This is a genomic window from Capnocytophaga sp. oral taxon 332 str. F0381, from assembly GCF_000318275.2.
Taxonomy (GTDB): Bacteria; Bacteroidota; Bacteroidia; order Flavobacteriales; family Flavobacteriaceae; genus Capnocytophaga; species Capnocytophaga bilenii.
Window position 1 is genome coordinate 24,066 of the sequence record NZ_KB291344.1, and the last position, 22,851, is coordinate 46,916.

Here is a 22,851-nt window from a genome sequence, read left to right on the forward strand (position 1 = left end):
TTAATATGCTAAGGTTTGCCTATTATTGAGCTGTGTATTCTACTTTTACTTGTACATAGCCGTTACTAAGGGTATGATATACTAAGAACTCGAAGGACATTGTTTTATTTTGGAAGTTGATAGACCCTTTTGAGGCTTTCCAATTGCCTACTTCGTATTCGTCTGTAAGGATTTTATCATTATTTACGTAATGCTGAGGGTTGGAAGTGCCATCGCTATCGAGGATACTTTGTGCTTCGCTATTGCCGCTGGCAGCTAAATTTTTTAGTCTGTCCCAAGCAGTATATTCCATTTTGAAAGGAACGGCTTTTATGACAGATTCATTTGTTTTGGTAACGTTGCCTATGAAGTTGATTTCGCTGATACCATTGACAGGGTTTTTGATCTCAATATTATCTAAGCTGACATTGAAGGTTTCTTGACTATTTTTATCCCAATTGATAAGTTCTTTTACTTTTTGATAATTAGGGTATTGAAGAAAATATTCAGTATCTTCAATAGTGTTTTTTTTCAGTAAGAAATACAAAAATTCGGTAAGCCCCATAGGGTTATCGGTCATTTTTAGTACAGCAGAAGAGGTGGTAGCGCTACTGCTGAGCCCTATTATGCTTTTTCCATTAAATTCACGAGTAAATTCGGTAGCAAAATCTTGTGTAGAGCCTCCTTCAGAGCTGAAAACGGTAGTTTTAACCTTTATACTTCCTATAAAGGGGTACAAATCGATGCCTTTGGCTTTGTAACCATCTAAAAGTGTGCGTTGCGCATCGGTAAGTGCCTCAATAGCAGGGGTAGGTTTTACAACTATATTTAAATCCTCTTTGGCTACGAGTTCTGCAGCACTTTCAAAAGTAATCTTTAATCGTTGTTCTTTTGTGAGAGCAGCGTTGGGGCTGAGTTTCACTTCAAAAGCAACTTCTTTACTATCTTTGGCTATGGTAATGGGGTTTTGAGAAAAAGTTATGAGCGAGGAAGGTTGCCCGTTGGCATCTACCGCTTTTAAGGTAAGGTTGGTATTTTGGGTTACAGGGTTGGTAAGGGTTACTTTGGCATCAATTTTTTGGTTGCTTTCTCCAATTGTCAGGGTTTTATCGCCTTGTGCCGTGATATACACTTGGTTTTTACCTGAATATTCGTTGCTGTTGTCATCTTTAGAACAGCCAATAATACTGAGTGTAGTGAGTGCTACTGCGCATAAATTACTAATGAATTTCATATAAAGAATATTTAATGTTACAAATTAATTGCCTGCTTCGCCTATATTCCAGCCGTTGTTTTGCAAAATAGCGGTGTTATAGTGTTTTTCGGAAGCGGGGATAGGGAGTGTCCACCGATAATCATCGGCACTTATATTGATACTGCTACCGCTAAAGGTGCGTTTTGTAAGGCTGCGGCGGTTGCGTTTGAGGTCGAAAAAACGAAGAGGTTCACCTATAAACTCTTTTTGTTTTTCGCTGAGTAGAAGGTTGAGTAATGTTTCGGTATCGGTGGCTGTAGTTGATAGTGTTGTGGCATTACGCACTGTCATTAATTGGTTGAGAAGTATGAGCGCATCGTCTTTATTACCTTCTTTTATATAGGCTTCTGCCAATAAAAAGACGATTTGGGCACTTCGGGCAACAGTGTAGTACTGCATTTGCTCGCGCTGTAGTGCTTGCTTGCGGTATTTGCCTAATAAGAAACTATTGGGGGTGTGCGGATTGGGGAGGGTATATACATTTTTACGCACATCGGCATGGGTATAACTAATTGTGTGGTTGGCTATAGCATAATCACCTAAACTGGTGTTGTATTCCAACGATAAATAGGGGGAGGTGGTTACATTTTTAGTATCTAAGGCAAAAAGCCGTAACGAAGATGCGTTGGCAGACCATATATTGCTTATGGGGGTACTGCTGAAAAGAGTTGCTTGGTACTTATGCAGCAGCGGTTGTGCTAAGGTAATCGCTTTGGTGTGATTGCCTGCCCATAGGGCTAACTCGGCACGGGTAAGTTGTGCTACATCAGGGGTGATATAGTAGGTGTTTTCATCATTTATAGCTGTAATACTCAATAATTGTTCTATAGCAGTAACCGATTCATTCAAAGTTAGTCGTGCTTGAATGGGCTTAAAAGTGAAGGAATTTTTAAACAAAATACCATAAGGTTGTACGTTGGTCTGACCAAATGCAGGCGAGAAGATACGCAACAAATCAAAATAACAAAGTGCTTTTAGGTATGTAGCACGCTGCTGAACGAGTTGCAATTCGCGGCGTTGGCTGCTGTTCTGTGGGGTTACATTGGGCAAACGCTCTAAGAGGGCATTGCATTGAGCAATAGTGTTGTACAGCGATTTCCAAATATCTTCGCTGTGATTGATGAGCTCGCGGTCGTTCCAATTATAGGTATTTTGTAGGTTTACTTCGCGAGCGAGGTACTGAGTAGGGATTAGGTCATCAGAACGCAATACCCAAGTAAGGGCATTGCTGTAGGGCTTATAACTGCTATAGGCAGAAGCCAATAGTCGCTGCGCCGAAGTAACCGAGGTAATGGCATTGGGGTCGCTCACTTCGTCTTCAGGAGGCAAATCGAGCGAACAATAAGAGGATATACCCCCTATGATTAGTAATATAAATAGTTGATATGCTTTCATCGGTGCTTTTTTAAAAGGTAATATTTAAATTAAGAGTAATAGTAGGAGGCAAAGGATTGACGATGTTACTTGTTTCGGGGTCGCTATCCTTATAGCCCGACCATACAGCGATATTGGCTGTAGTGAGACCAATAGTAGCATAACGTAGGTTACCTATACTCTGTAACATTTCTTTGCTGAGCTGATAACGCAAAGAGAGGTTTGAAAAGCGTAGGAAGTTAGTACTCATTAAGTTTTTGTTGTTAGGCTGACTTAAATTTTCAATAGCAGAGGCAGAATGGAATGGGGTAGGGTAGCGCTTATTTTCATCGCCCACTTGCCACCACATATCAGTAAGTTGTGCTTTAGCAGCATTATAGCGTGCGGTGTCGGTATTACGTATGTATTTGCTTGAATAGCTTCGTTTACCGCCAATAGTGTAATAAAAATCAGCAGTAAGTTCCCATTTTTTATAACTAAAATAAAGGTTACAACTTCCACTAAAGGGAGGTGATGCCATTCCTAAATAAATATAATCATCTGCAGAAAGCGCAGTATTAGCATCTACTTGTCGCCCATCGGCAGTGATAAATTCGGGCAAACCTGTAATAGGGTTGATACCCGTAGAATTAAGTCCGTAGAGTGCATCAGTAGATTTGCCTAACTGATATTCGGGTATTTTTTGTTCAGCAGAAGTATAGATGCGGTCTTTTCCGTATAGGTTAGTAACTTTATTTTGGTTGTAAGATATATTGCCACCCCAGCTGATGTAGTAGTCTTCATTAGAGTAAATGGGTTGTCGTATACTTACTTCAAAACCTTTATTTTCTAATATCCCTACATTTTGCATTTGTAGGTCAAAGCCTGCAGATGAGGGAATAGGAATGCTTAACAAGGCATCTTTGGTAATGCGTTTGTAGATAGAGAATTGCAGGTTGGTTTTAAGAATAGTAGCAGAGAGTCCAAGGTCGGTAATTTGGTTTTGTTCAGCTTTTAAATCTTTGTTGGGCAGCGAATTGATGGTCATAATACGCGTGTCGGCATAGTTTTCAGCTAAATATTTAAAAGTAGCAGTAATGAGTGAAGGCGAAATGGCTTGTGCATTGGCAGTATGCCCATAAGAAGCACGCAAATCGAGGTCATTTATCCACTGAGAGTCTTGCAAGAAAGGATATTGTTTAAAGTTGATACTTGCACCTATAGCCCAAGCACTATTCCAACGTTTTTCTTTAGGCAAGATTGAAGAGGCATCTAATTTATAAGTACCGAAAAGGTTGTAAATATTATTATAGGTATAGGCAGTGAGCGCCCCGAAACCGAGATTGCGGTCGGTTTGTTTACGTCCTCCTATAGTGGGTTTTCCTGCCCCAGTAAGCGAATTGTCAATAGCAGCTACCGAGCGTATTTTACCATATAACCCGTGTCCAACTACTGAAAGATTGTCGGTAATAGTAGTGTAGTTATCGGCATTTGCGCCTAAGGTAAAATCGTGTTTTCCTATTGTTTTTTGATAGTTTATGCGCGTGTTTGCGGTGATATTAGTGAGTGTATTACGCGATTGGTAAAGTGTCCCCAAGGCATTTTGAGCACGCCCAGATCGTTGTTCAGAATAAGCTGTTTCAGGAGTTATTTGGAGGTCATCAGCCAATGAATAGTCTAAACCAGCTACAGCTGAAATATCTAAAGAAGAGGTAATTTTCCAATTGAAGCTGAGAGAAGCTCCTATATTTTTAGTAGTTTTTTCACCACTAAACTGATTGAAAAGGTCTGCATAACTTCTGTCGGGGTAGGAGTAAAGCCGCTGAGAATTAGTAGTTTCGTAAGGATTGAGGTTATAGATGAGTTCTTCGGTAGAGAAGTGAGCACCATTGGGCGTATTGAGTTTAGCATAAGCACCATTCATAGAAAGTGTAGCTACGGCATTTTTAGTGATATTTTGGTCGATAGCAAAGCGAGAAGAGAGGCGTTGTAGCCCGTTGCCTTTTATTTGTCCATCTTGCTGCAGATAACCTAATGAGAAATAGTAATTGTTATTATCATTTCCATTTTGGAAGCTGAGGTCGTGTTTTTGGAAAACTTGCAAGTTGGTCAGCTCTTTGTGCCAATCGGTATTGATACGGCGCAATGAATCTAACTTGCGTTGCCCTTCGGCTAAACGTAAAGGAAGCTCACTACCTGAATATCTGCGGTTTATATACTCTTCGCTGTACAGATAGCCAGGGGTTTCTTCTTTTTTTAGGAGGCGTTCCAAGGCTAATTTTTCAGTACTATTCATCAATTGTACTTTTAGAGGCGAAGGCATCGTAAAGCCCGTTTGCATATGATAGCTAAAAGTTTTTTCACCCCCGCGTTTTGAGGTGATTTCTATAACACCATTAGAAGCTTTGATGCCATAAAGAGCAGTAGCTACAGCATCTTTTAGTACTTTCATTTCTTTGATGTCTTCGGGATTGAGATAATAGAAAGTTTCAGCAGAAATCATTTTGCCATCTAAGATAAAGAGCGGCTGGTTAGCATCATCACCTTTGCGGAGCGATGAGTTGCCTCGTATGCGAATTTCGGGTTTAGAACCTAATTCACCACGATTGATAATACGCATACCAGGGGTTTTACCTTGTAAGGCTAAGGCTAAGCTTGCTACAGGGGTATTTTTGAGGTCTTTTATTGCTATAGTTTCCACATTTCCAGTTTTGGAACGCGCATCAATTTCATTAATATTCTGCTTGGCAACGAGTTGTACACCTTCTAACACCATAGTATCATCTTCCATTTGTATTTTGAAGGTTGTATCTCCCTGAAAAGGGTGTTTTATAGTTTTCATTCCCATAAAACTGAAGATAAGAGTACCTTTTGGTCGCGATGTATATAAAAAGAACTCACCTTTATCATTGGTGATTATTCCTTGTAAAGTACCTACTATTTGTACGGTAGCACCAGCTAATGGCAGTCCATCAGCATCGGTTACTATTCCTCTTAGATTGTAATGATTTTGTGCAACTGCCTGAAAGAAAGACAGCAATATAAACGCCCGTACAAAGTATTTCATAAATGTATTCTTCTTTACGGGTACAAAGATAGTATTTTTATCTTATCTAAATAGCAAAATTAAGAAATATTTTTTCTGAAGTCTATTTCTCTTATGAAAGAGGGGCGAGTATTACTTCAAGCCCTTCCAATTCAGGAGTTATAGGTATTTGGCAGCCTAATCGGCTATTAGGTTTTACGTGAGAGGCTTCAAAAAGCATAGCTTGCTCCTCTTCACCCATTTCGGGAAGTTTTACCTCATTTTCATTTTGTACATAACACTGACACGAAGCACACATTGCCATACCCCCACAGATACCTATTTCGCCATCTTGGGCTATTTCGTAGGCACGCATTACCTCCATCAGGTTCATATTCATATCAGTAGGGGCTTCTATCTCATATAGAAGCCCCTCTCTATCGGTTATTTTTAAATGTATATCACTCATTTAATTATTTGAAGTATTCAATTTTACGTATGCGAGCCACTATAGGTTTACCATCTTCTATCATTAATATTTGTACCCAGTTGCCCATTTTGTCAAAAACATATTCGTATTTGTAGCTAAATTCGGGGGTTGAGTATGCAGTAAGTAAGTTATTTTCAAATACTTTTGTAGAAGCTATTTGTTTGCGACCTTTAATAACTTCTGTTTCGCCCGATTTAGTAAAAGTATAGTTTGTTTCAACATAAAAGTTAGGGTCATCATTAGCCGTACAGATACTTTGGATAAGTTTTCCAGCTTTGTTGTATTTATATGTACAAATAGTCTCTTGCTTAGATTCGTTTAAAAATTTAGCTTTTGAAAGTCGTCCCTCTTTGTCGTATTCATTTTCTGTTTTTAAGAATACATTTTTATCTACTAATTTGTCCTCAGTTTCACTTACTTTGTTTAAATTGTTGTATTTATACGATTTTTCACGAGTATATTCAGGACGTATTTTACGTTCCAATATTAAGTTTTTAGACTCATAACGTTGTATATCCTTTTCTAAAGCCGATACACTCGCTACTTTATTCTTCTCAATATTATTTCCGTAATCATCATATTTATAAGTAATAGTAATAAGCCACTCATTAGTAACTGCATCACTCTCATCTATTTTTACAAGCTGGTTCTTCTCATTGTAGAAGTACTGACGATTCACTTTCAGTTCGCCGTCCCCTGTAATAAAAGTAGATAATGATTTAACAACTTTACCATTTTTATCATAGTAAAATTGCATTCCACCAAAAGGTTGGTCTTCAGCATTAAAAGTAATTACCTCAATATTGCGTCCATTATTATCAAAAATGTACGCGATATTAGTTTTAGATGTCTTGGTTACATCTCTTTCAATACCCCATTCTTCTGAATAAGGAAATACATTGTAGGTTTTCCCGTTAAATTTCCTTGTTCCTTGAGGGTTTTCTTCTAATAAGAATGAAAAATCTTCTACTTTTTTTATTTTACCCTTTAGTAGAAGTGTTTTACTGCTAATAGTGTCTATTTGCGCCTGTCCTAAAGCACAACAAAATAAAAAAATACCTGCTAATAGTACATTTATGCTCTTCATTTTTATTTAGTTATTAAATTAGTAGTCTCTTTAATTAGTCAATTGATTTTATTACTGCTTTTTCAGCTTCTTTGCGAGTGCCGTCAAAACCATCAATACCCACTACTGTAGTGTATTTGAGTACATACTTTTTGTTTGGATAGATACGGTTATAGACACTTTGACACATTAGGGTAGCTTCGTGAAAACCACAGAGTATGAGCTTTAATTTACCTGGGTAGGTATTTACATCGCCTATAGCATATACACCCTCTATGCAAGTTTGATAATCTAAAGCATTATTTACTTTTACAGCGTTCTTTTCTATCTCAACCCCCCAAGTAGCTATAGGTCCTAATTTAGGAGTAAGCCCGAAAAGAGGTATAAAAGCACCAGCAACAAGTTCCTCTTTATCGCCCCCCTCTTGCTCCAATACTACCTTTTCTAATTGGTTTTCTCCTATGAGACCTACCACTTCATAAGGCGTTTTGAGATTGATTTTCCCTGCAGCTTTTAGGGCTTTTACCTTTTCTACCGAATCTAAAGCACCTCTAAATTCATTGCGCCTATGCACTAAGGTAACTGAGGCAGTATTTACTTTCTCAGCTAAATAGATACTCCAATCGAGAGCAGAATCACCTCCCCCTGCTATTACTACGTGTTTGCCAGCATAACTTTCAGGGTTCTTTACAAAATAAACCACTCCTTTGCCCTCGTATTGAGCTATATTTTCAATCTCAGGTTTGCGAGGTTCAAAGGTACCTAATCCACCAGCAATAGCCACAGCCTTGCCTTTTATTTGCGTACCGGCATCAGTGGTAACAATGAAAGTACCATCATCATTTTTAGTGAGAGTCATAGCAGTTTCGCCTAAGGTAAATTCAGGCTGATACTGCTTAATTTGCTCCATTAGGTTGTCTACCAACTCAAGAGCCCCCACACTAGGGTAACCAGGGATATCAAAAATAGGTTTCTTGGGGTATAGCTCTGTCAGCTGTCCGCCCACTTGGGGTAGGGTGTCAATAAGGTGACACTTCAATCGCAGCAATCCTGCCTCAAAAACCGCAAAGAGCCCTGTAGGACCTGCCCCTATGATGATGATGTCTGTCTCTTTCATTATTAAATGATTTTGTGCAAAGGTACAAAATAATTTTGAATTACGAATTTTGAATTATGTTTTTTATAGACGAATTAACTTACAAATAGTTTAGATCTCACACAAATTTTATAGATTTTGATATGAGTTTTTCTTAGATTAATAACCGTGATACACAGAAATTAGAAGCCCCTATTACAGGATTTTCACGAGTAGAATACGAAAAGTAGTTTATATTCTAATGTAAAATCTGGAATAATTATAATGTATATATTCCTATGTTTTTTAAATAATCATAAGTTGGTGTATAGAAAGAAGGATTACGAGTTTTGTCATCTTTATCTCCTTCAGGAACAATAATTATTATTCCTTGTCTAGCTCGTGTTAGTAATACTCTGTAAGCATTTATCAAATACTTTCTATTTTCATCTTTATGAATATTCTCCCATTTATTCTTTTTGAAGGAAAAAGTACCCCATCCTTCTTCAGAAAATCGCAAGTTAGCATCCCAAACTAAACATACCCAATCAAGTTCCAATCCCTGTATATGAAATTCTGTAGCTGCATCTTCTAAAAAAAATGAGGAACGAACATCATCTTTATCTCCTAAAAACCAATTAATATAATTTATATCAGTTCTAACATCAATAGCTAAAGGCTTTAATCTATATGCTTGTGAAGAGACAACAATGCCATATCGTTCACTACCTCTAGCTTGTTTTTTTATCCATTCTTTAGCTTTGTCAATATCTCTTGTTAGTACAATAGGATATTTATCTTTTAATTCCTTCAAAGTCTCTTTTGCATTGTAATTAATATCTAATAATTCTTTTACGAATTTTGATAAATATTCAGCTCTAAATGAACGCATAGAAACAGCTAAATGAAGTTTTCTATCAAATAGTACTTTATTATTTTGTTGTAGTTGATATATAGATTCTTCTGCTGCATATTCTTTATTAGAAAGGTTTGGTGATATTCTTGTTTCCCATTTAGGAAAACTATTTTTTATTGCTTCTAACCATTCTGTAATACCTCCTTCTCCAGTATTAATTTCTTGTCCACCACCTACTAAACAGATAATAACAGCCCAGTCTTTATGTCTATCTAAACAAGATATTAAAAACTCAGGTTCAGAATATTTAAAACCAACGATTCCTTTTTTACGCTCCATAAAATCTACTGTTTGTTTTTTATTCCAAGTTCTTTGAGCTTCATCAAAAATAGCTACATGGTCATAAGGAGCGTTTTTATCTCTAAGATATTCATCACGATAGTGATGTATGATTTGTATAAAAGTCTTTATATTATCTCTTGCTTGGTTTTTTGTAATTTTATTACCTTTATTTTTCTCTTGGCTTACTTTATCTCTTGCCAATGCTTCCTGTAAAATATCAACAAGTGGCTTATTTCCAGAAAGGAAAACACTTGTATTTCCTTTTTCTTTATCTAAATGTTCTGTGGCAACTTTTAAGCCTACTAATGTTTTTCCTGCACCGGGTACCCCTGTTACAAAACAAATGATTTTCTTACTATTATTTTTAGCATATTCAATAGTTTCAGAAATATAATTTGTAGTAATGTTTAGGTTTGTAGCATCAGCATCATTTCTTGTAATCTCTTCAACATTGTGATTGTTATAGAGATTTATAGCAGCCTCAATAATGGTGGGAGTAGGTGAATAACTTCCTGAAACATATTCTTGACTATTTATAGCTTTTTCATTCTGAAAAGAAGCTAAAATATGCTTTAGCAATTCTCCTAAATCCTTTGCATTTGTTTTCAAAGGATTAATTAGATTATCATTGAGACTTGATAGAACAACTTCAAAAGGAGATGATTTAGCATCTGTAGCAACTAGTATAGGTACTAATAAAGCTTGACGACTTGGTTGATGGAAGTTCTTTAAATCTAAAGCATAATCCCACACTTGTTCCAAATCCTTATTTTTAAAGTCTTTTTCAAATACTTTAAATTCAAGGATAAAAATGATATTTTTAATAATTAGCAAGCAATCTACTCGTTTTCCCATTCTTGGTATAGAAAACTCAAAAAATAGATTACCCTCATACCCAGTTAATGTATTTTTTAAAATATTTATCTGATGCTCCCAAGCGCGTAACTCTGTGTCAATATGCCCCAAACGTCCATTTACAGAAATCTCTCCTATGATTGTTTCTGAAGGTTTTTTGCAAAAATCTGATATTTTATCTGAGTAATAATAATTAAGCATAATATTTTTTCTTTTCTCCAAAATACAGAATAAACGACGTTCTTTTTTATTAAACGGCAAGCTACCTATTTAAAGCTTGCATAAATTATGACAAAAGCAAACACTGTGATAAATTATGAAATTTATATTACTTACTCCCCTTTAACGAGTGCTTGTGCTTTTTCGAGGGCTTCGGCTATGCCTTCGGGATTTTTACCCCCCGCTGTAGCAAAGAAAGGCTGCCCACCGCCACCGCCGTGTATGTATTTGCCTAATTCTCTTACTATTTTGCCTGCATCTAACCCTTTGGCTTGAGCAAGCTCTTTACCGATATAGCACAATAATAAAGCTTTGCCTTCGTATGCCGAACCAAATAAAACAAACGGATTTTCTACCTCATTGCCTAACTGAAAAGCGAGATCTTTGAGGGTAGTTGTATCTAAATCGAGCTGTTTGATAAGGCATTGTACCCCATTGATAGAAGCAAATTCATTTTTCAGAGATACCTTTAGGTTCTTAGCTTGCTCTTTCTTCAGTAGCTCTAACTCTTTGTGCAGTTGTGCATTCTCTTCTTGTAGGTGTACGATAGCTTTGATAGGATCTTGTACGTTTTTGAGGGTAGTTTTGATGTTATCTACTAACTTTTCTTGCTCTGCAAAGTACTTCATAGCCCCTCCGCAAGTGATAGCTTCTATCCTACGGATACCAGCAGCAACAGCTCCTTCTGAAAGAATTTTGAAGAACCATATATCACCAGTATTCTTTACGTGTGTACCTCCACAAAGCTCTCTGCTGTCGCCAAATTGTATCATTCGCACGTGGTCGCCATACTTTTCGCCAAATAGCGCCATAGCACCCGCTTCTATCGCTTGTTGTATAGGTATATTGCGATGCTCTTGTAGTGGTATCTTTTCCCAAATACGTCTGTTTACTATGCGTTCTACTTCGCTTAATTCCTCATCAGTTAGCTTGGCAAAGTGAGAGAAGTCAAAACGAAGGGTTTCTGGCGATACACGCGACCCTTTTTGCTCTACGTGCGTACCCAATACCTCGCGCAAGGCTTGGTGCAATAGGTGGGTAGCACTATGGTTAGCTTCTGCCAACTGACGTGATAACGGATGTACTTCCGCTTTAAATGGGTCAGTTAGGTTTTCAGGCAAGTGCTCTGCTATGTGTATGATAAGGTTGTTTTCCTTTTTAGTATCTAATATGTACACCAACTCGCCATTAGCCGACTGTAGCGTACCTTTGTCGCCTACTTGTCCGCCCCCTTCAGCATAGAAAGGTGTGGTATTGAACACCAATTGGTAGTGTGTACCGTCTTTTTGGCTCTCCACTTTGCGGTATTTTACAAGGCGTACCACAGCCTCTAATGTATCGTAGCCTATAAATTCTTCTTCTTCGTCTTCTCGAAGAACTACCCAATCGCCTGCTTTTACTTGAGCAGCCGCACGCGAACGCTCTTTTTGCTTTTGTAGGTTCTCTTCAAATCCTGCCTCGTCTAAAGTCAATCCTTTTTCAGAAAGTATAAGAGCAGTTAAATCTTTAGGGAATCCGTAAGTGTCGTATAGTTCAAAAGCCTTAACACCCGATAACTGTTTATTGGTAGCGTTTTGTATCATCACATCCAGCATCAGCAATCCTTGTTCGAGTGTGCGCAAGAAAGAGTTTTCCTCTTCTTTTATCACACTCATAATGATAAACGCTTGTTTCTCCAATTCGGGGAAAGTACCGCCCATTTGTTTCACAAGTGTTTCTACCAATTTATAGATAAAAGGTTCTTTTTGATTTAGGAAAGTGAAACCATAGCGGATAGCACGGCGCAGAATACGGCGTATTACATAACCAGCTCCGTTATTAGAAGGCAACTGCCCGTCTGCTATGGCAAAAGCTACCGCCCTTATATGGTCTGAAATCACGCGAATAGCAATGTTTATCTGCTCTTGTTCGGTACTTACATTGCTGCCTGTATAATATTTGCTTTTGGTAATCTCTTCTACTTTCTGAATTAGCGGAGTAAATACATCAGTGTCATAGTTTGATTGCTTTTTCTGCAATACCATACAGAGGCGTTCAAAGCCCATACCTGTATCCACGTTTTTAGAAGGAAGTTTCTCGAGGCTGCCATCAGCTTTGCGGTTGAACTCCATAAATACGTTGTTCCAAATCTCAATCACTTGAGGATGGTCGTTATTGACAAGGTCTCGCCCTGCTATTTTAGCTTTTTCTTCATCAGAACGAATATCTACGTGTATTTCGGTACAAGGACCACAAGGACCTTGATCGCCCATTTCCCAGAAGTTATCTTTCTTATTTCCGAGTAAAATATGGTCTTCAGCTATACGTTCTTTCCATATATCGTAAGCTTCTTGGTCAAAAGGCACACCCTCTTCCTCACTACCTTCAAACACCGTTACGTAAAGGTGTTCTTTTGGTATTTTATATACTTCAGTCAGCAGTTCCCACGCCCAGCTAATGGCTTCTTTTTTGAAGTAGTCGCCAAAAGACCAGTTGCCCAGCATCTCGAACATCGTATGGTGATAGGTGTCTCGCCCTACCTCTTCGAGGTCGTTGTGCTTACCCGATACGCGCAAACATTTTTGAGTATCTACCACGCGTGTGTGTTTAGGTTTAGCATTGCCGAGGAAAAACTCTTTAAACTGGTTCATACCCGCGTTCGTAAACATCAGGGTAGGGTCGTTTTTAATAACCATAGGAGCAGAAGGGACGATAGTATGCCCTTTGCTCTCAAAGAATTTTAGGAATTGCTGTCTTATTTCTTGTGAAGTCATATATTTCTAATTTAGGGTGAATAAGGTTAATTATTATATTTCAGGCGGCAAAATTACAAAATTAATGCAATACAAACAAACTTTTTAACTGTTGTATTCTTGTATTACAATCATTCATCATCTCATCAATCACCTCTTTAGCAGTCTGAACCTTATCTATTAGTGCCGCTACCTGTCCTATCTCCAATTCTCCTTCAGCCATATCGCCCTCAAACATTCCTCGTTTGGTACGCCTATTGCCCACTAAGGCTTGTAGGTTAGCAACGGTAGCTTGTTGGGTATTATATAGGTCTTTTACTTGCTGATAAAAGCCATTCTTCAGCAAACGTACAGGGGCTAATTCTTTCAGTGTGAGTTCAGTATCTCCTTCGCCTGCAGCAATCACCTTTTCTTTGAAAGCAGGGTGTACAGAGGCTTCGGCAGTGGCTACAAACCGACTCCCTACTTGCACGCCTTCAGCCCCTAAAGCCATAGCTGCCAACATTGCACTACCAGTGGCTATTCCCCCAGCAGCAATCAGCGGAATGTTTAACATTCGCCGTACCGCAGGGATAAGTACCATTGTAGTCGTTTCCTCACGACCATTATGTCCGCCTGCCTCAAAGCCTTCAGCAACCACAGCATCAACGCCTGCAGCTTGTGCTTTCAGAGCAAACTTACTACTGCTTACCACGTGTGCTACTTTTATACCTTCTTTTTGCAGTAAAGAGGTGTAGGTAGCAGGATTACCAGCCGAAGTAAAAACAATCTTTACCCCTTCGCGTAAAATTACTTCTATAGCTTTGTCCATTTCGGGGTACATAATGGGGATATTTACTCCAAAAGGTTTATCAGTAGCCGCTTTGCATTTGCGTATGTGTTCTGTAAGGGTTTCGGGGTGCATAGAGCCAGCCCCTAGCAAGCCCAATCCGCCGGCATTACTTACAGCTGCCGCTAACCGCCAGCCGCTTGCCCATATCATACCCCCTTGAATAATAGGGTATTGAATACCAAAAAGTTCTGTTATTCTTGTTTTCATAGCCTATCAAAACTATTTCTAATCTAATTCTGCTCTTGAAAAAAGGTCGTTAATAAGAGCCTCAAAAAGTCATCTTTTTTTTCTATTTATTGCTAAAAAGGGTCGTCTTTTTTACAGACAACCCTTTATTTTAACTTATATTTTAATTTACTAATTTTCAAAATTTGTTAATCCATTTAGGCTTTTGAAGTAAGTGATTTGAAGAATACAAACCCAAATCCTAAAGTAAGCATACAATGGAAAGGAAACATACCAAAGTCGTTTAAATGAATTGCACTATACAAACCAAATATAAAGTATAACATTAGTAAAAACTCAATAATCATATTAGGCGATAGCTTTGTATTGATATATTTGTTATTCTTCCAGCTATCACTTAGTGAATTGATATTAAACTTAGGTGTACGTACAAACTCGCTACGTTTGCCAGTATGCCCTTCAAGTACAGCAATAGTATTGTGGAATGAAAATCCTAAAGCTACTGAAAAGAATGTAAAGAACAACTTTACATACTCCAAAAAGTCATCAAAAGTTTTTCCTTGTAAGTTTCGATAAGTAAACCAATAGCAAATAAACAATATAATTGTACTAGTAATAAAGAAGCTTGTGATATGGAATATCCACCCTAAGTGTCCGTAAATGTTCTTAAGGTACAGCATAGGAATACTGAAGATAGCGGTAATAAACACCCATAAGAACATCGAGCTATTCAAAAGGTGCATTACTCCGTGGAACTTCGTTTTCCAGCTAATATTTTTAGCAGCTAGCACTCGGCTTACTGTTTTGCGGAAGTTTTCAGCTCCCCCTTTGTTCCAACGGAACTGTTGTGAGCGTGCTGCTGAGATAACTACAGGTAGTTCAGCAGGTGTTTCTACATCTTCTAAATATTTGAACTTCCAGTTTTTAAGCTGTGCACGATAGCTAAGGTCAAGGTCTTCTGTAAGCGTATCACCTTCCCAGTTACCTGCATCGTAAATACACGCTTTGCGCCAGATGCCCGCAGTACCATTGAAGTTGATAAAATATCCTTTAGAATTACGACCTACTTGCTCTAAAGTGAAGTGAACATCAAGAGCAAGGGCTTGTATTTTAGTAAGAATAGAATAATTACGATTGATATGCCCCCAACGTGTTTGTACTACCCCAATTTCAGGATCTTTAAAATAGATAACGGTGCGTTTTAGCCAGTCGGGTTGTGGAAGGAAATCAGCATCAAAAATAGCTATAAAATCACCTTTAGCAACAGCCAATCCTTCTTTTAAGGCACCGGCTTTGAAACCCTGACGATTTTCGCGGCGTATATGCTTAATATCTAAGCCTGTAGCTTGTAAATCTTTAACTATCTGAGCTGTTTCAGCAACAGATTCGTCAGTAGAGTCATCAAGTACTTGAATTTCAAGTTTAGTACGTGGATACTCCAATTTTGCAATATTTTCAAGTAGGCGAGGTACTACGTACTTTTCATTGTAAAGTGGCAGCTGAATAGTTACGTAGGGAATCTCTTTAGGGTCAAGTAAATTGAACTTAGGAGACTCATCATTTTGTTTGCGATGTTTCAGGTAGTTGAGTAACAAACTGAACATCGAAATACTGTACAAAAATATCAATATCAGAGCAGTACAATAGATAATGATAATTGTATAATTAATAATTGTTGCCATAATTATTTGAAACTGTTTATTCTGATGCTGCAAAAGTACAGTTTTTTTTGAATTAACCAAGTGAAAATGCTAATTATTTTCATAAAAAAAATATAACTATTTGATTATTAGTGGTAAGTTATAAATCTCTTTATAGCCAACATTGCTCAAAATAAGGCATTTAGAACAGAAGCTTCTTTTGCAGCCCATCGCATATCATATACTTCATCGGCGATTGTTTTATCATTAACTATCTGCAACCCTTGAGCTTCGGCTTTGAGGGTTAGCAGGTTGCCAATAGTAGTTTTAGCATTTAGTTTATCAAGTAGTGCTTTTACAGTATCGAGAGAAAGATCATTGGCTACTTGTCCTTGGAAAGGCAGTTCTAGCCAAATAATCTCTTTAGCTTCTACATCTAAGATACCAAAGAGGAGTCCCTTTTGTAGCGGCTGGGTAATACGTACCTGATGAATGACGGTAGAAGGATCGTAAGCCACTCCTGTGCGCTCGGATACTTTCATCTCGTACTTACTATCCATCCAACCTACTACTAAATTAGGTGATAATGCCCCATTAGAATAAGCATTGCACACAAAAGTTACGTATTTAGCTTTCTTTTGGCGTAAGGTGTTCACATCAATATTGATATACTCGGCAGTACCTACCTTGTTAGGAATACTGCGAATATCGCCACTATGCTGACACCCCGTAGCGGTAAGCTTGCCAAAAAAGCACATATCACGCTCTTTATCAAAGATGATATGACAAGATAAATCCATATCGAGATGCTGGGCAGGAAGGTCTTTACCCCATTGCATAAAAAGGCGTATCTCGTTGCCCTCTAAAGGGAATTTCGTACCCATTAGGGTTGCATTAAAATCGTGTATAGTAGTACTTCTATCGCCTATAGGTAAAGGGATATGGTATAGTTGTTCATCTATAAATATTGTTTTATGGGGATTAGGTTGTGCAGCGAACTTTCGGCGTATTGCCCACAAGCAAAGCTCTTCTATAGCTGTTTTCATCTGGGCTAATTGCTCTTCGTTATAGCCTATTACCCATTGATTTTTAGGGGCATTTATATAATCGCCTGTAATGATTTTTATAGGGCGTGTACCTTGTGGTGTAAAGTAAAAGTCGGCGTAATTATTAAGACTAAAGAGCAAGCGTATAGGCACTTGGTCTATCACCTCTTTAAAGGCAGTGATAGTACTTTCAGCGCCTACCCACAACATTGTAGCGAATAGTGAACGTGCAAACTGAGAAGGTCGCTCTTTTAGATAACCTAAAACAGCATCGGTATCTACATTTAAATAAGCCTGCTGAACCTTGCCTTGCCACACTTCATATTTCTGATGATAAAAGATATCTAGTAGCGTGGCAAGCTTTTCAAATCCTTTTTTCTTGCTGTATTCAGCTAAACGTAAGGCACGGATAAAGCGCACCCACATCTCACGCTTGGGGTGCATTAACTCACAAGATTTTTCGGCTGAAAGAGGTAATGCATTGAGCCAGCGTGCCACCCTCATACATTCAATACGCGAGTATTTCAAGCGAAGTTCTTCTTTAGCTTCTATTTTAGCTTCTTCACTTTTATTTAAAGGATAAACAATATGGCTGTAGTTTTTAGCATTTTTAGTAACAATTGTTTTTGGAGGTATTAGCTGCAAAAATCCTGTCTTTTTATACCACAAATAGCGTAGAATATCAGTAGGAGTACGAAAACAAGCCCCTGCTTCTGCTTCATTCCCTTCGGAAAAAAGATAATTATCAACTACTAAAATGAGTGTTTCTTTCATTTCAATAGTAGTTTCTTTTGCTACTGAAAAATAAGGCAACAAGCGTTTGAGAGAATCTATTTGGGTAGCATCTAAAGCAGTTTTGGAAGCCAATAGATTTTGGTAATAAGTATTAGCCTCTGCATCACGCCAAAGGTCAAGAATTTTGAGTTTGCTACCTTGTTCAGTATGTTCTATCTTTCCTAACTCAAAAGGTGTACCACAGAAAGGGCAGCCATTATAACGCCACAAAGGGAAAGTACCATAAGGGATATAATGCCCACAAGCTAAAAAACGCTCGTGTTTATGAGTGAAATATTCTCTATTGTAGTTGTCAATGCTATTTGCCTCATTATAATCATCGTGATCATACCAATAACAAATATAATCATCATTCTTTATTAAATCAGGATATTGGTTGTAGAAAGCGGTGATGATATGGTCTATTGCACCCTCGCCTGTAGGTACTTCCCAATTTTTGATAAGGGGTGCCCAATTGAGTTTTACATTGAGTATTTGCTTGATAGTGTGCACCACCAATTGGCGATACTCGTTATCGGTACCATTGATAGCGTGCAAGAGGCTTTCGGTAACGCCAAAGCCGTGCTTGCGCAAGGCAGCTACCAATTCCAACGTTTCTGGTTGTATAGTTCTTTGTGAGACCATACTATCAGGAATATAAAGTGCATTTTGCCTAAGAGCAACTTTTAGTAAAGCGGTTGTCTTTTCCATAGTATAAAATAAAAAAGAAAGGTAATCACGGAAGTAAATTCTTACCTAACAGAGAAATGAAGTAACTTCCGTTTGACCTTTCTTTATCAATATGAACACAATCTTTCTTTATTCTTCAGCAGGAGCTTCTACCACTTCAGTGGTTTCGTCTTCTTCATCGTCTTCTTTCATTACTTTAGTAACGGCAGCAATAGAGTCTTTACCTTTGATATTGATAAGTTTTACTCCTTGTGTTGCACGCCCTAATATACGAAGGTCGTCTATAGGCAAGCGTATTGCAATACCCGATTTGTTAATAATCATCAGGTCTTCGCCTGCTAAAACACTCTTGATAGCTACTAAATTACCTGTTTTATCGGTGATAGAAATCGTTTTTACCCCTTTACCGCCACGATTGGTGATGCGATATACCGCTTCGTGTGTTTCAGGGTCATCTATATACGAACGCTTTCCGTAACCATTTTCAGATACTACCAATACGGTCTCTTCAAGTGGGTTTTCGATAGCAATCATACCTACTACCTCATCGTTTTCAGGGTCTAAATCAATACCGCGTACGCCTTGTGAATTACGTCCTACAGCACGCACTTTGTCTTCAGCAAAACGGATAGCACGTCCTGATTTTACTGCCAACATCAGCTGGCTGTTGCCCGAAGTAAGTTTTGCTTCTATGAGCTCATCACCTTCTTTTATAGTAATTGCATTGATACCATTTTGGCGAGGGCGTGAGTATTCTACCAACAAAGTCTTTTTAACAATTCCCTGTTTAGTAGCCATAATCAGGTAGTTGTTATTGATGTATTCTTCGTCTTTAAGATTTTGAACGCTTACAAAAGCCTTAATTTTATCATCTTGCTCAATGTTGATAAGGTTTTGAATAGCGCGTCCTTTGGCTGTTTTGCTACCTTCGGGTATTTCGTATACTCGCAGCCAGAAACATTTTCCTTTTTGAGTAAAGAACAACATATACTGGTGGTTGGAGCTTACGAATAGGTGCTCTAAGAAATCTTGGTCGCGGGTAGTAGAAGCTTTTTGTCCTACTCCTCCACGGCTTTGGGTTTTGTATTCGCTCAATAGAGTGCGTTTGATATAGCCAGCGTGTGAGATAGTAATCACCACTTTATCATCGGGTATCATATCTTCTACACTAAATTCGCCTCCTGCATATTCAATTACAGAGCGGCGTTCATCGCCATATTTTTCTTTTATTTCAAGAAGTTCTTGTTTGATAATCTCTACGCGGCGTTCTTTGCGAGCTAATATATCCTCAAGGTCTTGTATTTCGAGTAATTTTTGTTCGTACTCTTCTTTGGTTTGCAAAATCAACGCTTTATTAATGCGGCGTAGCGCTAATGCCAAAATAGCTTCAGCTTGTATGTCAGTAAGGTCGAATTCTGCGATTAAATCCTCTTTAGGCTTGTCGTGAAAACGGATAATTTCGATAGCTTTACCCATAGTGTCTTCGGTAGCCATTACCTTCATAAATCCTTCCAAGATGTGGATACGCTCTTTGGCTTTTCGCAGTTCAAAGTCGGTGCGGCGATATACCACTTCGTGGCGGTGTTCTACAAAGTGATGGATAAGGTCTTTGAGGTTTAGCAACTCTGGGCGACCTTTTACTAAAGCGATGTTATTCACACTGAAGGAGGTTTGCAATTCAGTGTGTTTAAACAAATTGTTCAGCACTATATTAGGCACAGCATCGCGTTTTAAAATATAAACAATACGCATTTTACCACGAGCAGACTCATCGCGTACATCGGAGATGCCTTCGAGTTTGCCCTCTTTCACAAGGTCAGCTGTCTTTTTTATAAGGTCAGCAGTGTTTACCTGATAAGGCACTTCTGATACTACGATACATTCTTTGCCTCTTACCTCTTGGAACTCAGCTTTGGCACGGACGATAATACGCCCGCGTCCTGTTTTGAAAGCCTCTTTTACACCTTCATAGCCGTAGATAATACCACCTGTAGGGAAGTCAGGGGCTTTGATATATTTGATAAGTTCGTCAATTTCAATGTCGTTATTATCAATATAAGCGATAGTACCATCTATTACTTCGCTAAGGTTATGAGGAGCCATATTAGTAGCCATGCCTACTGCGATACCTGCAGAGCCATTTACCAAAAGGTTGGGGATGCGAGTGGGTAATACAGTAGGTTCTTGTAGGGTATCGTCAAAATTAAGCTGATGGTCGACAGTTTCTTTTTCTATGTCGGAGAGCATTTCTTCGGAGATTTTGCGCATACGAGCTTCGGTATAACGCATTGCAGCAGGCGAGTCGCCTCCCATAGAGCCAAAGTTACCTTGCCCATCAACGAGCATATAGCGCAAGCTCCAATCTTGAGCCATACGCACCATAGTATCGTATACAGCTGTATCGCCGTGAGGGTGGTATTTACCGAGTACTTCCCCTACGATTCTGGCAGATTTTTTATAAGAGCGGTTGCTAAGCACGCCTAATTCGTACATACCAAATAACACGCGGCGGTGCACAGGTTTTAGTCCATCGCGCACATCGGGTAAGGCACGTGAAACGATTACCGACATTGAATAATCAATGTAAGCGGATTTCATCTCTTCACTGATATCAACAGGAATCAATTTTTCTCCTTCAGTCATCATATTTTATATTAAGTAAGATATGTGTTTTTTAATTTTAATAGCGGGCAAAGATACAATATTTTTTTGAATTATAGTTGTTTTTACCAAAAAGTTTTATATTGTTTAATCATAATTCAAAAAAACAATGTTTATCCTTCGCTCAACCTTCGCTCAACCTTCGCTCAACCTATAGCTAAAAAATAATCATTAAACATTAACCATTAACCATTATTTTACTATCTTTGCCCTCAAATTATTTTTTTAAATAGTATTATGAGAAATTATAAAGATTTTATATCGATTGTTTTTGATAAAAAGCAGGTGCATATACCTTCTGAAGATAAAAAAAACATAACTGAAAGCTACGATTTTCTGAAAAGTTTTGCCCAAAATAAAATTATTTATGGTGTAAATACGGGATTTGGACCTATGGCACAATATCGTATTGCAGAAGAAGACCAGCTACAATTGCAATATAACCTCATACGTAGTCATTCTGCTGGTAGTGGTGATTATTTTGATGAAGAAACGGTACGTGCCGCTATATTATGTAGGCTCAATAGTCTGTCTTTAGGTAAATCGGGTGTGCATATAGAAGCAATACAGCTGATGTGCGACCTGCTTAATCATCAAATTACGCCTTTAATTTTTAAACACGGTGGGGTAGGGGCAAGTGGTGATTTGGTGCAATTGGCGCATCTTGCCTTAGTACTCATAGGCGAAGGTGAGGTTTTTTACCAAGGCAAACGGCGCCCTACTGCTGATGTTTTTGCCCAAGTGGGGCTTAAACCACTACAGATACATTTGCGAGAGGGGCTTTCTTTGATGAACGGTACTTCGGTGATGACGGGCTTGGCAGGTGTGAATTTACACTACGCTCACAAGCTATTGCTATGGGCAGTGAAGTTTAGCACTGCTATCAATGAGTTGGTACAAAGTTATGACGATCATTTTTCTGCAGAGCTAAACAATGCTAAACAACATAACGGACAGAAAGAAATTGCTAACTTGATGCGTACCTTTTTGGCTGATAGTAAGCGTACTCGTAAGCGTGCCGATCACCTTTATACGGGAGAACACCAAGAAACAGTTTTTAAAGAAAAAGTACAAGAATATTACTCATTGCGCTGTGTGCCACAGATATTGGGAGCAGTATACGACACTATTGCTCATACCCAACGCATAGTAGAAGAGGAGCTAAATTCGGCAAATGATAACCCTATAATAGATGTTCCTACGCAACAAGTATATCACGGAGGAAACTTTCACGGCGACTATATATCGCTTGAAATGGACAAACTCAAAATAGTGATTACACGTATTACAATGCTTGCTGAACGCCAACTGAACTATCTTTTGAACCCTAAAATTAATGAACTATTACCTCCTTTTGTGAATGCAGGTAAATTAGGTTTTAACTTTGGTATGCAAGGGGTGCAATTTACGGCGACTTCTACTACTGCCGAAAACCAAACTCTATCTAACCCAATGTATGTGCATAGTATTCCTAACAATAATGATAATCAGGATATTGTAAGTATGGGAACCAATGCAGCTACCCTTACTCATAAGGTAATAAACAATGCTTTTGAGGTATTGGCTATTGAAGCTATTACTATTGCACAAGCTATTGATATACTAGGATGTTACGATGAGCTTTCGGCAACTACGCGAGCTTGGTATGACCTATTGCGCCAGCAAGTACCTTTCTTGAAAGACGATAAGGTAATGTATCCTTACTTGGAAAAAGCAAAAACAATGTTGCGAGCTGCACAAGTACAATTTTAACGACTAAACACTAACAACTAAAG

Annotated in this window: 13 protein-coding genes; 1 reads left to right on the forward strand and 12 read right to left on the reverse strand. The window is 38.3% G+C overall.

Annotated features, from left to right (window positions below; genetic code table 11):
• Positions 1-22 precede the first annotated feature (22 nt).
• The 12 genes from HMPREF9075_RS11275 to gyrA all read right to left on the reverse strand — a co-directional run bounded on the left by HMPREF9075_RS11275 (position 23) and on the right by gyrA (position 21,058).
• On the reverse strand, positions 23-1,213 hold the full coding sequence (locus tag HMPREF9075_RS11275) for a DUF4929 family protein (protein WP_009416720.1): 1,191 nt from the start codon (positions 1,211-1,213) through the stop codon (positions 23-25).
• A gap of 24 nt (positions 1,214-1,237) precedes the next feature.
• Entirely contained in the window at positions 1,238-2,629 is a 1,392-nt protein-coding gene (locus HMPREF9075_RS11280) for a RagB/SusD family nutrient uptake outer membrane protein (protein WP_009416721.1), read from the reverse strand.
• A 10-nt stretch (positions 2,630-2,639) separates the two neighbouring features.
• Positions 2,640-5,654: a SusC/RagA family TonB-linked outer membrane protein gene (locus tag HMPREF9075_RS11285; RefSeq protein ID WP_009416722.1), complete on the reverse strand. Its 3,015-nt coding sequence runs from the start codon at positions 5,652-5,654 to the stop codon at positions 2,640-2,642.
• Between the two features lie 91 nt (positions 5,655-5,745).
• Positions 5,746-6,081 carry a hypothetical protein gene (locus HMPREF9075_RS11290; protein WP_009416723.1) on the reverse strand — a complete coding sequence of 112 codons (336 nt, stop codon included), beginning with the start codon at positions 6,079-6,081 and terminating at the stop codon, positions 5,746-5,748.
• Between the two features lie 4 nt (positions 6,082-6,085).
• Entirely contained in the window at positions 6,086-7,189 is a 1,104-nt protein-coding gene (locus tag HMPREF9075_RS11295) for a hypothetical protein (RefSeq protein WP_009416724.1), read from the reverse strand.
• A 34-nt stretch (positions 7,190-7,223) separates the two neighbouring features.
• Positions 7,224-8,285, reverse strand: coding sequence for an NAD(P)/FAD-dependent oxidoreductase (locus tag HMPREF9075_RS11300; RefSeq protein WP_009416725.1), 1,062 nt, complete (start codon positions 8,283-8,285; stop codon positions 7,224-7,226).
• Positions 8,286-8,523: 238 nt separating this feature from the next.
• Positions 8,524-10,497: a DUF2075 domain-containing protein gene (locus HMPREF9075_RS11305; RefSeq protein WP_009416726.1), complete on the reverse strand. Its 1,974-nt coding sequence runs from the start codon at positions 10,495-10,497 to the stop codon at positions 8,524-8,526.
• 131 nt (positions 10,498-10,628) lie between these two features.
• Positions 10,629-13,268, reverse strand: a complete 2,640-nt coding sequence (alaS, locus tag HMPREF9075_RS11310; RefSeq protein WP_009416727.1) for an alanine--tRNA ligase — start codon at positions 13,266-13,268, stop codon at positions 10,629-10,631.
• A 61-nt stretch (positions 13,269-13,329) separates the two neighbouring features.
• Positions 13,330-14,286 carry a nitronate monooxygenase family protein gene (locus HMPREF9075_RS11315; RefSeq protein ID WP_009416728.1) on the reverse strand — a complete coding sequence of 319 codons (957 nt, stop codon included), beginning with the start codon at positions 14,284-14,286 and terminating at the stop codon, positions 13,330-13,332.
• A 176-nt stretch (positions 14,287-14,462) separates the two neighbouring features.
• A complete protein-coding gene (locus tag HMPREF9075_RS11320; RefSeq protein ID WP_034557654.1) occupies positions 14,463-15,947 on the reverse strand; it encodes a cellulose synthase family protein in 1,485 nt (494 codons plus the stop codon).
• Between the two features lie 146 nt (positions 15,948-16,093).
• Positions 16,094-18,436, reverse strand: a complete 2,343-nt coding sequence (locus HMPREF9075_RS11325; RefSeq protein WP_009416730.1) for a TerD family protein — start codon at positions 18,434-18,436, stop codon at positions 16,094-16,096.
• 108 nt (positions 18,437-18,544) lie between these two features.
• Complete coding sequence (gene gyrA, locus HMPREF9075_RS11330; protein WP_034557657.1) at positions 18,545-21,058, reverse strand: DNA gyrase subunit A; 2,514 nt, start codon at positions 21,056-21,058, stop codon at positions 18,545-18,547.
• A gap of 255 nt (positions 21,059-21,313) precedes the next feature.
• On the opposite strand from gyrA, the gene hutH reads away from it, so the two are divergent.
• Positions 21,314-22,828, forward strand: a complete 1,515-nt coding sequence (gene hutH / locus HMPREF9075_RS11335; protein WP_009416733.1) for a histidine ammonia-lyase — start codon at positions 21,314-21,316, stop codon at positions 22,826-22,828.
• Positions 22,829-22,851 lie beyond the last annotated feature (23 nt).

What these genes read in the sequence shown, in the direction of transcription:
- gyrA (WP_034557657.1), bottom strand. Translation starts at nt 21,058, where the DNA reads ATGACTGAAGGAGAAAAATTGATTCCTGTTGATATCAGTGAAGAGATG.
- HMPREF9075_RS11300 (WP_009416725.1), bottom strand. Translation starts at nt 8,285, where the DNA reads ATGAAAGAGACAGACATCATCATCATAGGGGCAGGTCCTACAGGGCTC.
- HMPREF9075_RS11320 (WP_034557654.1), bottom strand. Translation starts at nt 15,947, where the DNA reads ATGGCAACAATTATTAATTATACAATTATCATTATCTATTGTACTGCT.
- HMPREF9075_RS11305 (WP_009416726.1), bottom strand. Translation starts at nt 10,497, where the DNA reads ATGCTTAATTATTATTACTCAGATAAAATATCAGATTTTTGCAAAAAA.
- alaS (WP_009416727.1), bottom strand. Translation starts at nt 13,268, where the DNA reads ATGACTTCACAAGAAATAAGACAGCAATTCCTAAAATTCTTTGAGAGC.
- HMPREF9075_RS11315 (WP_009416728.1), bottom strand. Translation starts at nt 14,286, where the DNA reads ATGAAAACAAGAATAACAGAACTTTTTGGTATTCAATACCCTATTATT.
- HMPREF9075_RS11290 (WP_009416723.1), bottom strand. Translation starts at nt 6,081, where the DNA reads ATGAGTGATATACATTTAAAAATAACCGATAGAGAGGGGCTTCTATAT.
- hutH (WP_009416733.1), top strand. Translation starts at nt 21,314, where the DNA reads ATGAGAAATTATAAAGATTTTATATCGATTGTTTTTGATAAAAAGCAG.
- HMPREF9075_RS11295 (WP_009416724.1), bottom strand. Translation starts at nt 7,189, where the DNA reads ATGAAGAGCATAAATGTACTATTAGCAGGTATTTTTTTATTTTGTTGT.
- HMPREF9075_RS11285 (WP_009416722.1), bottom strand. Translation starts at nt 5,654, where the DNA reads ATGAAATACTTTGTACGGGCGTTTATATTGCTGTCTTTCTTTCAGGCA.
- HMPREF9075_RS11325 (WP_009416730.1), bottom strand. Translation starts at nt 18,436, where the DNA reads ATGGAAAAGACAACCGCTTTACTAAAAGTTGCTCTTAGGCAAAATGCA.
- HMPREF9075_RS11280 (WP_009416721.1), bottom strand. Translation starts at nt 2,629, where the DNA reads ATGAAAGCATATCAACTATTTATATTACTAATCATAGGGGGTATATCC.
- HMPREF9075_RS11275 (WP_009416720.1), bottom strand. Translation starts at nt 1,213, where the DNA reads ATGAAATTCATTAGTAATTTATGCGCAGTAGCACTCACTACACTCAGT.